Here is a 12045-nt window from a genome sequence, read left to right as displayed (position 1 = left end):
CAAGTGGTGGCGTTTGCGTTTGGGTTAGCTGCGGCTAGCTTTTTTCCGGCAATTGTTCTCGGGATTTTCGACAAACGAACGAATCGAGAAGGTGCGATCGCTGGTATATTAGTCGGTCTAATTTTCACCCTATTCTACATCGTCGGGGTAAAATTCTACGGAATGCAACCTTGGTTATTTGGGATTTCTCCTGAAGGAATTGGTACGGTGGGGATGATAATTAACTTCATCGTCACGCTGGTGGTATCGCGTCTGACTCCACCACCACCAATCGCCGTACAAGAAATGGTAGAAGATTTACGTTCTCCTGCGGGTGCAGAATTACCTGTTGAGTCTGTCCATTAATTTTTCTATTGCAGGGGCGCACAGCCGTGCGCCTTTATAATTGTGCGCCCTTATTATGTTTTTATCCTAGCGTGAGGTAATCTAGTCGTTCAAAATCACTGCGTTCTAAATTCTCCAATTCAGGACCTAGCAGTCGCACGTAACCTTGTTGATTCTCAACTCGACGTATAGCTGGGATATAAATATCTTGCTCGACCATAAAATCATAAATAAATCCGTATACACTTCCCATGTCTTCGCGTCGAAGCTGACGATTTTGAGATTGGAAGTAAAAAGAAATATCTTCTTCAAAGTCTAACGTTTCTATAAAGTTGCCGTTTTCATATAATTCATAGCCAATATAGCCACCCGTATCGCTCACTCTATAGTAAACTGTGCGAGTTTGCAGCCAGTCAGAAAGAGTTTGAGTATCTTTTTTTTCGATTGGAGTACAACCTGGTACAAAACCAAAGTTATAAATCGATGTCCAAGCCTGTTCTTTAAATTGAAATACAATAAAGCCTTGACCTGTAGTTACTATTTCGCGATCGTATACATCCTGTTCCCATCTATTCGCTTGTCTTACTCGAACAAAGGCTGATGTGACAGTTTTTATTGGGGCTTTAACGAAAACAAAAGTTTGATTTAAGTCAATAGACTCAATGCCTCTTTTCTGTTCTAGAACCATATTTTTGTCTGGTTGTAATAACGAGGTAAAAGCATTAATTTGAATGAATATAACTAAGTGCATAGAGCAATGATAACACTAAGCCCTATGCTTGTATTGAGATATAGCTCAGATAATCTCTAATCTAGTAATTAATCTGGATCTGAATTTGATGGATTCAAGAAAAGTCTTCCAGGCATTCCAGGACCTATAAATTCTGGAAAAGTAAGGCGGAGAATATATACTTCAGGGTTTCTCAGGGAAGCTTGACCAAGCTGGAGGTTATTGAAACTACCTGGAACTTCACAGCCTATAGAGTGCCAGACACCTACACCTTTAAATGTAGCCTCTGCAACTGTTGCAGCACTTATTTGTCTAACATCAGCAGTAGTAAGAAAAATAATTGCTGGTATTCTTCCTGCTAATCCTGCATCGCTTCTGCGGAGAGCATCGAGAAAGCCAAGAATTTGGTATTCGTCGTAACTGGGTGGTAGTAAACCTCCACTTAATGCTTTAACCTCATAGAAAACACTGTCTTGATATTCTTCCGGTGGAAAAAACGGAGGGTAAAACATAAGTGAAAGCACCCCATCCGGTACTACGTTCTTTAATTTACCACCCGTCTTAGCTTCCCTTTCTGGTGATGCAAATTTGCGCTTATTTTCTGGAATTGGAGTACCAGGTCTGATAGTAGCTAGTGCAAAGTTTTGAAAGGCTAGTGGAGCCTCTCCCACTGGTATACTTTGATTAGCAGCAATTGCATCTAGTCGAGCTTTTGTTAATGCTGTCTGAGAGGCATCAGCACAGAATTGAGCTTGCGCTTTGAAAGTTATGCCATTAATTACAGTTGCAATACCGATAAATATAGCGAATTTTTGTAAGTAACTCATAGTTGAAGCTCATAGGCTGTTTAGAAGCTATTTCGTAAATAACACTGCTTTCACGAACAAACCCAGCGAAATTTCAGTGAAATTTCGCTGGGTTTGTTGGATTTTGAGAAAATATTTAAGTAGATTTACTACGAAGTCTAGATCGAATATTGTGCTTGTATATAAACTAGTAAAATTTATGAGTTTTACAAGTCTTGAAAACTGAAAACCAAGAAAAGATAAATTAACACAATCATAGATAATGCTAAAACTAAGACATTTAATTTCTGGTTTTTCTTTTATTACTATCTCAACTCTATTTCTTTTTCAGAATGTAGCGATAGCTCAGGATTATCCTGGTTGCTATATAATTAATTCATCGGGAAAAGTATTTAACCTTGACCCATTATGTAAGAAGCGCCACGAAGAGCAGAGATTAAGGATTGCTATGAAAGCTAACGAACTTTATCAACAAGGAATCGATCAAGGTAGAAAAGGTCAATACAAAGAAGCATTTGACGATCTTACTCAAGCCATTAATCTCAATCCTGAGTTTGCAGAAGCTTATATTTACCGCGCTCATGCTAGAACTTTAACAGGAGATAAAAAGGGGGCATTGGCAGATTTTCAAAAAGCTATAGACATTTATAAGGCTAGAGGAAGAACGGACATAGCCGACATGCTTCTAACACCATTACAGGCACTAAAAAATGAAATTGAATGGGGTGACGAATAATAGCTAATTTTAGCCTAGCTAGAGGTACTTAATACTATGTCTGCCATCATATGCAACATTAATCCGTATTCCAATCCTTCTACAACTGCTTGATAAGAAGCTTCTAAAATATTAGGAGAAACACCAACGGTCGTCCAACGCTGATGACCGTTTTTTGATTCTACTAAGACGCGAGTTTTTGCTGCCGTACCGCTGTGTCCGTCTAAAATTCTGACTTTGTAATCGCTCAATTCAAACTGAGCAATTTGTGGATAAAAGTTAACTAAAGCTTTTCTCAACGCCCTGTCTAATGCTGCTACAGGACCATTTCCCTCAGCGGCTTCAAGAATGTCTTGACCGTTGACAGTTAGTTTAACAGTAGCGAGGGCATTAGTATTCGTTCGCCCTTCGACTAAATCGCAGTGAACTTGAAAGCCTTTAATTTCAAAAAATTGCTGTCGTTTACCCAAAGCCTCGCGCATGAGGAGATCGAAACTGGCTTCGGCGGCTTCAAACTGATAGCCTTCACTTTCTAATTCTTTCAATCGTTGCAGAATTTGTCGCGCTGTGGGGTTATGTTTATCTAATTCAATCCCAAAAGTACGGGCTTTAGCGACGACATTGCTAATTCCTGCTTGGTCAGAAATTACGATGCGGCGGCGATTGCCAATTCGTTCTGGTTGGATATGTTCGTAGGTGAGGGGATTGCGTTCTACAGCCGAGACATGAATGCCCCCCTTATGGGCAAAGGCAGAACGCCCTACAAAAGGTGCGTGTTCGTCGGGGGCAAGATTGACAACTTCGCTGACAAAACGACTGACTTCAGTGAGTTGAGGCATTTGTGCGTCAGCAAGACATTGGTAGCCGAGTTTGAGCTGTAAGTTAGGGATGAGAGAACAGAGGTTAGCATTACCGCAGCGTTCTCCATAACCATTGACCGTCCCCTGTACCATCTTCGCCCCTTCCATCACAGCTGCGATCGCATTGGCGACAGCTGTATCGGAATCGTTGTGAGTGTGAATGCCTATTTGGGGAATTGGTAGGGGCGCACAGCTGTGCGCCCCTACAGAAATAAATGAGGCTACGTCGCGGACAATGGAGCTAACTTCATGTGGGAGAGTCCCGCCGTTGGTGTCGCACAGGACGAGCCATTCTGCGCCAGAGGCGATCGCGGCTGCTAGCGTTTTTAAGGCATAATCGCGATTGTGTTTGTAGCCATCAAACCAGTGTTCGGCATCGTAAATGACTCGTCGCCCTTGGCTGCGAAGGTAGGCAACTGTATCGCGAATCATCTCTAAATTTTCTTCCAGGCTGCACTTTAGCCCCTCTGTAACGTGGAGATCCCAAGATTTACCAAAGATCGTTACCCAACGAGTCCCAGCAGCCAGAATCGCTTGCAGGAGTGAATCTTCAGCCGCACTGACATGGGGACGACGGGTAGAACAAAAAGCAACGACTTCGGCTTGTTTGAGGGGCTCTTCCTTCAGATGCCAGAAGAATTGTACATCTCTAGGATTTGCCCCAGGCCATCCACCTTCGATAAAGGGAACGCCCAATTGGTCTAGCTGGCGGGCAATGCGTAATTTATCCTCTAAGGATACAGACAAGCCTTCACGCTGCGTACCGTCGCGCAGGGTTGTATCGTAAATCCAGATCTGGTTTGGATTGGAGGCAGGGGGTAATGCTTCGGTCATAGGGAAAGAACAAACACAGGAAAGCTCGAACTCTAGAAAGCGATATTCTGATTTTAGGTAGAACTAAATAGCGAAGTCGCTAGCTAACATGAATATGGTAAAGGTAATTGCTCAGGGTAAAACAATTGAATGCGATCGCGGCGCTAATTTACGACAAGTCTTGCTTAAGCATGACATTGAGTTGTACAACGGTGGCGCTAAAGTTATCAATTGTCACGGTATTGGCAGTTGCGGTACTTGTGCGGTGTTAGTTGAAGGCGAAGTTTCCGAGCCAAATTGGCAAGATAAAACCCGTCGCTCCCTTCCTCCCCATTCTCCCACGCGCAACTTAAGGTTAGCGTGCCAAACAAAAGTTTTAGGTGATGTAAAGGTAACAAAATTTGACGGCTTCTGGGGACAAGGTACGGAAACTGTGTGGAATTCGGAATTATAGAAAGTGAAAGCTGAGGGGTTTATTGATGGAGATGAAGATCTGCGTTTTTCCTGTCGATGTGTTATGTAGCGAACTACTATGACAATAGGGATAACATGAGAAGCTATGCACATTTTCCGCTTATCCGCGTGCTAGGATAGTCAACCATAGCTAGGGGTGTCTGGGGAACCAGGCTGAGATAGTCCCTTAGAACCTGAGACTGGGTAATACCAGCGGAGGGAAGCTGTTTATGAGAACTCAAGATATATACAGAATGGCTGGCGAAGCATTGCGGGTAAAAGCGATCGCTCGTGTTCTCGCCTCTTGCCTAACTCACAAATGACAAATGACAAATGACAAATGACAAATGACATTTTAATTATTGGTGGCGGGGTCGTTGGTTTGGCGATCGCCGTTGAGTTAAGATTGCGCGGTGCATCTGTCACTTTACTTTGCCGCGATTTTCATGCTGCGGCAAGTCATGCAGCGGCGGGAATGCTAGCGCCTCAAGCCGAACAACTCCCTCCAGGGGCAATGTTAGATCTGTGTTTGCGATCGCGATCGCTCTACCCCGAATGGACGCGCAAGCTAGAAGAAATTAGCGGTAAACCAACAGGTTACTGGGCTTGCGGAATTTTAGCTCCAGTTTATCAGCAAGAAAAGGGGGACAAAGAAGCAGAAGGGCAGAGGAGCAGAGGAGCAGAGGAGCAGTCTAAAATTTCCCGACTCCCGACTCCCGACTCCCGACTCCCGACTCTCCCCGCACACTGGCTAGATTGTCAAGCAATCCACCTCTACCAACCAGGATTGAGTGAAGCCGTTGAGGGCGGTTGGTGGTATCCCGAAGATGCTCAAGTCGATAATCGGGCTTTGACTTTGGCTTTATGGTCGGCAGCAGAATCTTTGGGCGTAGATTTGCACGATGGAATTGCTGTTGAAGGCATTTTACAACATCAAGGGCGAGTTATTGGCGTTCAGACTGCAAGTGGTAACTTCCCAGCCGATCGCTATATTCTGGCATCTGGTGCTTGGTCGTCAGAGTTGTTACCTTTACCCGTGCGTCCGAAAAAAGGGCAAATGCTATCGGTACAAATACCAGATAGCGATCGCGCTGATGCGACTCTCCAGCGGGTTTTATATGCCCCAGATGTCTACATCGTGCCGCGCCGCGAACGCCGCATTATTATCGGTGCTACCAGTGAAGATGTAGGATTTACCCCTTGCAATACCCCAGCGGGAATTCAAGCTTTACTGCAACGTGCAATCCGCGTCTATCCCCAGTTACAAGATTATCCAATTCGCGAATTTTGGTGGGGTTTTCGTCCTGCGACTCCTGACGAACTACCCATTTTAGGAAACAGCCCTTGCTCGAATCTTACCTTAGCCACTGGTCACTATCGCAACGGCATCCTCCTCGCACCTATCACCGCCAAGCTAATTGCTGACTTATGCGAACAAAAATTAGATCCTTTGCTAGAGAGTTTTAGTTATTTGCGGTTTATGAGAGGGAGCAGGGAGCAGGGAGCAGGGAGCAGGGGGGAGAAGAGAGAGTCGCCCAGCTGAGGGAGCTGAGGGAGACATTGCCAACTACCAACTACCAACTACCAATTACCAATTATCAATTACCAACAATTTACAAATGCAAACCTTAGATCTATCACAGCAACAGTCTCTCGATCGCCCTTTAGTTATTGCCGATCGCACTTTTTCTTCCCGCTTGATGACTGGTACTGGTAAGTATCGTAATGTAGAAGAGATGCAGCAAAGCGTGGTTGCTAGCGGTTGTCAAATTGTCACCGTTGCCGTGCGGCGAGTGCAAACGAAAGCACCTGGACATGAAAATTTAGCTGAGGCTTTGGATTGGACAAAGCTGTGGATGTTGCCCAATACTGCTGGTTGTCAGACGGCGGAAGAAGCAATTCGCGTTGCTCGTTTGGGGCGCGAAATGGCGAAGGTTTTAGGACAAGAAGATAACAATTTTGTCAAGTTAGAAGTGATTCCCGATCCAAAATATTTGCTGCCCGATCCGATTGGGACTTTACAAGCAGCCGAACAATTGGTGAAGGAAGGGTTTGCTGTATTACCTTACATCAACGCCGATCCGATGCTGGCGAAACGGTTGGAGGAAGTCGGCTGCGTGACTGTGATGCCTTTAGCTTCTCCAATTGGTTCTGGACAAGGATTGAAAACAACGGCAAATATTCAAATCATCATTGAAAATGCTGGCATACCAGTGGTGGTAGATGCGGGTATTGGTACGCCTAGCGAAGCCGCGCAAGCAATGGAGTTGGGGGCAGATGCTTTACTGATTAACACGGCGATCGCTCAAGCTAAAAATCCTCCAGCCATGGCACGCGGCATGAAACTAGCCACTGAAGCCGGACGACTCGCCTACCTCGCCGGACGGATACCAATCAAAGATTACGCGATCGCTAGTTCCCCCCTCAGCGGCACTGTCACGAGCTAAAGCGGCTGTGCGCCCCTAACGACTCCCGCATATGTAAATTTTCTTAACTAAAGTATGAGAGTATTTCTACCATTTTTTGTTAAAGTTAAGCAAAGTAAAGAGTAGAAAGGACTTGATTCATGCCCTATACCACCGAAGAAGGCGGTCGTTTAAATAACTTTGCTGTAGAACCCAAAGTTTATACGGCAGAACCACCAAGCAACGCTCAGAAGCGTAACTATGTTATCGGTGGTGTTGCAGGTGCAGTTTTGGTTGTGGCTTTAGTATTCGTTGCCGTGGCTGTCTCTAGCGCCAGTTAATATCGAAAGTTTTTGACAATTCGATCCATTATTTTCGCCAGATGCTCGACATAGCGTTCGCACATATCATATAAGGCGAGCCAGCTAGAGAGTGAGAAAGCATTTGGGCGAAATTTTTATTTTTTAGTTTCAGTAGTAAGATGGGCAACGCCCACCAGGCAATTGCTTTTGTGGGCTTTGCCCACTCTACACCTCTGGCAGTATTTATATGTATGATTTTTATTTAAAAAACTAGAGTGCGATCGCTACCTTTTTACCAATAGTTCAGTCAACAATCGCTGTTAATGTCAATTCAAGCAGGCAAACTTTTTGCCTTCCCATTTAACTCACTATCCTTGTCGAGAGGAAGAAATTTAACTAAATTTCTGCTCTCGACGTTACTATTATGTAACTTTGCTGTGAATATCAGTATCTGTCTGCGGCATGATTAAATCGTAAGAAGTTCTGTCACCAAGTCCAATCTTTTTTGCGACAATACAAACTCTGCCCCTACGATCGTATCCCCAAGGATAGAAAATGTCGGACAACCTCAGAAGTCAAGTCGTTACCCAAGGCGTACAGCGATCGCCTAACCGTGCTATGTTACGGGCTGTCGGTTTTGGCGATGCAGATTTTACTAAACCCATCGTTGGTATTTCTAACAGTTACAGTACCATCACTCCCTGCAACATGGGAATTAACGATCTTGCCCAACGTGCTGTAGCAGGAGTGCGTAACTCTGGGGGAATGCCGCAAATGTTCGGTACGATTACCATCAGCGACGGCATTTCAATGGGAACAGAAGGGATGAAATATTCCCTGGTATCGCGGGAAGTAATTGCCGATTCAATTGAAACTGTCTGTAACGGACAGAGTATGGATGGAGTCTTGGCGATCGGCGGCTGTGATAAGAACATGCCAGGGGCGATGATTGCTATGGCACGGATGAATATCCCTGCAATATTTGTTTATGGTGGGACAATTAAACCCGGACACTACAACGGCAAAGATTTAACAGTTGTCAGTGCATTTGAAGCTGTAGGACAATACAGTGCTGGCAAAATTGACGAAACAGAATTAATCGAAGTCGAACGTCGCGCTTGTCCTGGGGCTGGTTCCTGTGGTGGAATGTATACGGCAAATACAATGTCTTCTGCGTTTGAAGCAATGGGAATGAGTTTACCCTATTCTTCCACAATGGCAGCGGAGGATGCAGAAAAAGCCGAAAGTACGGAAAAATCAGCTTTTGTTTTAGTTGAAGCAATTCGCAACCAACTTTTACCCCGCCAAATTCTCACTCGTAAAGCGTTTGAAAATGCGATCGCGACGATCATGGCTGTGGGTGGTTCTACCAATTCTGTTTTACACCTGCTGGCGATCGCCCATTCAATAGGAGTAGAACTCACTCTAGATGACTTTGAAACCATTCGCGCCCGCGTTCCAGTCCTATGCGATCTCAAGCCGAGTGGTAGATATGTAGCAACAGACTTACACAAAGTCGGCGGAATTCCCCAAGTGATGAAAATGTTGCTCGTACATGGTTTATTACATGGCGACGCGCTGACAATTACCGGACAAACCATTGCTGAAGTTTTAGCTGATGTCCCCGATACTCCACCTGCAAACCAAGATGTGATTCGTCCTTGGGAAAATCCCCTTTATGCTGAAGGACACTTAGCTATTTTGAAGGGAAATTTGGCTACAGAAGGTTCGGTGGCAAAAATTACAGGGGTGAAGCTACCAAAAATTTCGGGTCCAGCGCGGGTATTTGAATCCGAGGAAGCCTGTCTAGCGGCAATTTTGGCAAAACAGATCCAAGCAGGTGATGTCATCGTCGTGCGCTACGAGGGACCCAAAGGTGGTCCTGGGATGCGAGAAATGCTAGCCCCTACTTCGGCGATTATCGGCGCTGGCTTAGGAGATTCGGTGGGATTAATCACTGACGGGCGTTTCTCAGGTGGAACATACGGTATGGTCGTCGGTCACGTCGCCCCAGAAGCCGCTGTAGGAGGTGCGATCGCCCTGGTGCAAGAAGGAGATACAATTACCATCGACGCTCGTTCCCGTAGCTTACACCTGCACGTATCGGATGAAGAATTAGCCCAACGTCGCGCTAGTTGGAAGCCCCGCCCACCACGTTATACTACAGGCGTGTTAGCAAAGTATGCCAAGTTAGTATCTTCTAGCAGTCTCGGTGCTGTGACGGATCTGGGTCTGGGTTGATATCGAAGCGAATTCTTAAAGCGGATGGCAGAGGACAAAACCTACGATCGCGGAATGATTACTTGAACTCTGCGATTTGTCCGCTGTCCTTCTAGATTGTCCGAACCGTCTGGATTCACATTTAGTGCAGCAGGTTGGCTCTCGCCATAGCCTTTAGTCCGCAAGCGTTCGGACTCTATGCCTTCCTTGCTAGCAAGCCACTGGGCGATCGCAGCAGCGCGACGCTGGGATAGCTTCATGTTATACGCATCGCTGCCTTTCGAGTCTGTATAACCGTTGACCTGCACCATAACACTACCGGATTGTTGAATCAGGCGAGCTAACTTCTCTAACCTTGGAACAGCATCGGGACGAATATTAGCTTTGTCAAAATCAAACAGCACATCAGCTGGCAGATCGATAATTGTTTCCGACTCTGTAATACGACCATCCAAGTCAGCAACCAGTCCTTCCAGATCGCTAACATCACCTGTTAATTGACTACCGGAATCCGGAAAAGATAAGGCGCGTTCTCGTTCCTGCTTCAACGGCTCCGGTTGTACTTGCGCAGTAGCAAACTGCTGTACTTGTTTCGGATTAACTGACTCAGCAGTAGAAGCATCACGAGATTTCTCGATCGGCTCATTGCAACTTGCCAACATCATCGCAGAAACGCTGAAAGCCGCTTGGAGGAGAACGTATTTCATGGTCGTACCGATATACCGTCGTAAGGACCTACATCGGGAATGTTAATCGAAATAGTCTTTGTTCCGGCAGGCGGTGCAGGAAACTTAAACCACGCCACCTTAGACTTTTCGACGCTAGAAAAATTTCCCAAATCCACGATTGTTTTGTCCCTCTTTCCCAAAGGCGATGCCAAGTATTGACCAGATTCATCTTTAAGCACGCCATAGCGTTTTGCTGTCGCATCATCAATATAGCTAACCTGCTGAATCGGCATCTCGACATTGCGGGTGTATGCGTTGGTTGGGTTGCGATAGAGCAGTTCGACAGTGAGAATTTTTCCAGTGATGCCAGCACGCACGAGGTCAACTTCTAAACCCCCTGGTCCCGATCGCGTCTGGATCGGTTTAGGCTTCGAGTTCTTACTAAGCGTTATTAACAATGTTTTAGCTGACGCTGAAGTTATACTTGCAAGCCGGACACCTGTAAAATTTTCTGGTTCTTGAGCAGCCGCAACACTCGGCTGAGTTGCTCGTGCGTTCAAAGTATCTATTTGACACCCACAAATACTAGTAGAGAATATTAGGCAAGAGACTAAAATAACTTTGCATGTTTTCATAGTAATATTTCCGTTGCCTTAGATATCAATACAACCTACACTGATTCAAGCCATCCAACCGTCGTGTTTAGCGGCGACCAGAAAATTATAAATGAAGCGAGAAAACTTTTACACGTCCGCTATCTAAGTGCAAATCTTATTTGAGTAACACTAGAAACATCGAAAAGCTCCGATTGCCCCTACAAAGCAATGACCATGCAGAAATTCGTTCCCATTAACTGGACGTTAATTCAACAGCGCCTCACTCCATACTTATTTTTACTACCAGCGCTGCTCGTTCTAGGATTAACAGTCTTTTATCCTGCCCTGCAAGCATTTTACTTGAGCTTTACTCGTTACGAATACGACTTAACCCAAGCACCTGAATGGATTGGTTTTGCTAACTTTGAGCGTTTGTGGCAGGATAAAGTCTTTTGGCAAACTCTAGGAAATACAATATTGTATTTGGCGATCGCCGTGCCGATTTTGGTAGCAATTCCTTTGGTTTTGGCGATTTTAGTTAACCAGAAACTACGGGGAATGCACTGGTTTCGCGCTGCCTATTACACCCCAGTTATTATTTCTATGGTCGTAGCAGGGATTGCTTGGCGGTGGTTATATGCTCAGAATGGATTGCTGAATCAATTATTGAAACAAACTGGAATTTTAACTAGTGGTATACCCTGGCTGACTAGTCCCAGATTCGCCCTTTTTAGCGTCATCGCGGTGACAGTGTGGAAAGGACTAGGATACTACATGGTCATCTATTTAGCTGGGTTACAGTCGATTCCAGCAGAATTATACGAAGCCGCTACGATCGACGGTTCCGATGGCGTGCGCAAACACTGGGATGTTACAGTGCCATTAATGCGACCTTACTTAATGCTAGTAGCCGTCATTTCTGCCATTTCCGCCACCAAGGTTTTTGAAGAAATCTACATCATGACCAAAGGTGGACCCCGCAACAGTTCTAAAACTATTGTTTATTACCTTTACGAGCAAGCTTTTGGCAGTAGTTTAGATATTAGCTACGCCTGCACGATCGGTTTGGCAATGTTTCTAATCATCTTGGTTTTGTCAATTTTGAATCTGAAACTGTCGCCGAAAAATTAGCAGTGTAGAGACGTTACATGTA

General features: G+C 45.1%; 10 protein-coding genes, 3 pseudogenes and 1 riboswitch. Of the genes and pseudogenes, 8 read left to right on the top strand and 5 right to left on the bottom strand.

Features of this window, described 5'->3' with window-relative positions; all coding sequences use genetic code 11:
- A pseudogene (locus tag H6G17_RS23595) lies at positions 1–345 on the top strand (cation acetate symporter); the annotation flags it as partial.
- A gap of 61 nt (positions 346–406) precedes the next feature.
- Here the strand turns inward: H6G17_RS23595 and H6G17_RS23590 are convergent.
- Together H6G17_RS23590 and H6G17_RS23585 are read right to left on the bottom strand one after the other, a co-directional pair.
- Positions 407–1075, bottom strand: a complete 669-nt coding sequence (locus H6G17_RS23590) for a hypothetical protein (RefSeq protein WP_192161036.1) — start codon at positions 1073–1075, stop codon at positions 407–409.
- A 68-nt stretch (positions 1076–1143) separates the two neighbouring features.
- A complete protein-coding gene (locus H6G17_RS23585; RefSeq protein ID WP_192161035.1) occupies positions 1144–1881 on the bottom strand; it encodes a hypothetical protein in 738 nt (245 codons plus the stop codon).
- Positions 1882–2122: 241 nt separating this feature from the next.
- Between H6G17_RS23585 and H6G17_RS33560 the strand changes: the two genes are divergently transcribed.
- On the top strand, positions 2123–2596 hold the full coding sequence (locus H6G17_RS33560; RefSeq protein WP_242038558.1) for a hypothetical protein: 474 nt from the start codon (positions 2123–2125) through the stop codon (positions 2594–2596).
- A 14-nt stretch (positions 2597–2610) separates the two neighbouring features.
- On the opposite strand, the gene cimA is transcribed toward H6G17_RS33560, so the two are convergent.
- A complete protein-coding gene (gene cimA / locus H6G17_RS23575) occupies positions 2611–4269 on the bottom strand; it encodes a citramalate synthase (protein ID WP_192161034.1) in 1659 nt (552 codons plus the stop codon).
- Between the two features lie 94 nt (positions 4270–4363).
- Here cimA and H6G17_RS23570 point away from each other — a divergent pair, with 94 nt between their 5' ends.
- From H6G17_RS23570 to ilvD, 5 genes and pseudogenes are all read left to right on the top strand, one after another.
- A complete protein-coding gene (locus tag H6G17_RS23570) occupies positions 4364–4702 on the top strand; it encodes a 2Fe-2S iron-sulfur cluster-binding protein (protein ID WP_106168436.1) in 339 nt (112 codons plus the stop codon).
- A 142-nt stretch (positions 4703–4844) separates the two neighbouring features.
- Positions 4845–4940, top strand: a riboswitch (TPP riboswitch).
- Positions 4941–5041: 101 nt separating this feature from the next.
- A pseudogene (gene thiO, locus H6G17_RS23565) lies at positions 5042–6157 on the top strand (glycine oxidase ThiO); the annotation flags it as partial.
- Between the two features lie 196 nt (positions 6158–6353).
- Positions 6354–7148: pseudogene (locus H6G17_RS23560) on the top strand (thiazole synthase); the annotation flags it as partial.
- Between the two features lie 119 nt (positions 7149–7267).
- The gene (locus H6G17_RS23555; RefSeq protein ID WP_192161032.1) at positions 7268–7447 is read left to right on the top strand and encodes a ssl1498 family light-harvesting-like protein; all 180 of its coding nucleotides are present in this window, start codon (positions 7268–7270) and stop codon (positions 7445–7447) included.
- A gap of 516 nt (positions 7448–7963) precedes the next feature.
- A complete protein-coding gene (gene ilvD, locus H6G17_RS23550) occupies positions 7964–9649 on the top strand; it encodes a dihydroxy-acid dehydratase (protein WP_192161031.1) in 1686 nt (561 codons plus the stop codon).
- 41 nt (positions 9650–9690) lie between these two features.
- Here ilvD and H6G17_RS23545 read toward each other — a convergent pair whose 3' ends face one another.
- Together H6G17_RS23545 and H6G17_RS23540 are read right to left on the bottom strand one after the other, a co-directional pair.
- A complete protein-coding gene (locus H6G17_RS23545; protein WP_192161030.1) occupies positions 9691–10335 on the bottom strand; it encodes an OmpA family protein in 645 nt (214 codons plus the stop codon).
- Positions 10332–10856: a hypothetical protein gene (locus tag H6G17_RS23540; RefSeq protein WP_192161029.1), complete on the bottom strand. Its 525-nt coding sequence runs from the start codon at positions 10854–10856 to the stop codon at positions 10332–10334. The genes H6G17_RS23545 and H6G17_RS23540 overlap by 4 nt, the downstream gene beginning before the upstream one ends.
- 264 nt (positions 10857–11120) lie before the next feature.
- Between H6G17_RS23540 and H6G17_RS23535 the strand changes: the two genes are divergently transcribed.
- Positions 11121–12023: a sugar ABC transporter permease gene (locus H6G17_RS23535; RefSeq protein ID WP_199316953.1), complete on the top strand. Its 903-nt coding sequence runs from the start codon at positions 11121–11123 to the stop codon at positions 12021–12023.
- Positions 12024–12045 lie beyond the last annotated feature (22 nt).

It is taken from the genome of Chroococcidiopsis sp. [FACHB-1243] (genome assembly GCF_014696895.1).
Classification (GTDB): domain Bacteria; phylum Cyanobacteriota; class Cyanobacteriia; order Cyanobacteriales; family Chroococcidiopsidaceae; genus Chroococcidiopsis.
The sequence above is the reverse complement of the archived record's forward strand: the minus strand, read 5'-3'. Positions and strand labels throughout refer to the sequence as shown.

Coding starts and splice junctions, on each gene's coding strand:
- H6G17_RS23590 (WP_192161036.1), bottom strand. CDS start 1,075: ATGCACTTAGTTATATTCATTCAAATTAATGCTTTTACCTCGTTATTA.
- H6G17_RS23585 (WP_192161035.1), bottom strand. CDS start 1,881: ATGAGTTACTTACAAAAATTCGCTATATTTATCGGTATTGCAACTGTA.
- H6G17_RS33560 (WP_242038558.1), top strand. CDS start 2,123: ATGCTAAAACTAAGACATTTAATTTCTGGTTTTTCTTTTATTACTATC.
- cimA (WP_192161034.1), bottom strand. CDS start 4,269: ATGACCGAAGCATTACCCCCTGCCTCCAATCCAAACCAGATCTGGATT.
- H6G17_RS23570 (WP_106168436.1), top strand. CDS start 4,364: ATGGTAAAGGTAATTGCTCAGGGTAAAACAATTGAATGCGATCGCGGC.
- H6G17_RS23555 (WP_192161032.1), top strand. CDS start 7,268: ATGCCCTATACCACCGAAGAAGGCGGTCGTTTAAATAACTTTGCTGTA.
- ilvD (WP_192161031.1), top strand. CDS start 7,964: ATGTCGGACAACCTCAGAAGTCAAGTCGTTACCCAAGGCGTACAGCGA.
- H6G17_RS23545 (WP_192161030.1), bottom strand. CDS start 10,335: ATGAAATACGTTCTCCTCCAAGCGGCTTTCAGCGTTTCTGCGATGATG.
- H6G17_RS23535 (WP_199316953.1), top strand. CDS start 11,121: ATGACCATGCAGAAATTCGTTCCCATTAACTGGACGTTAATTCAACAG.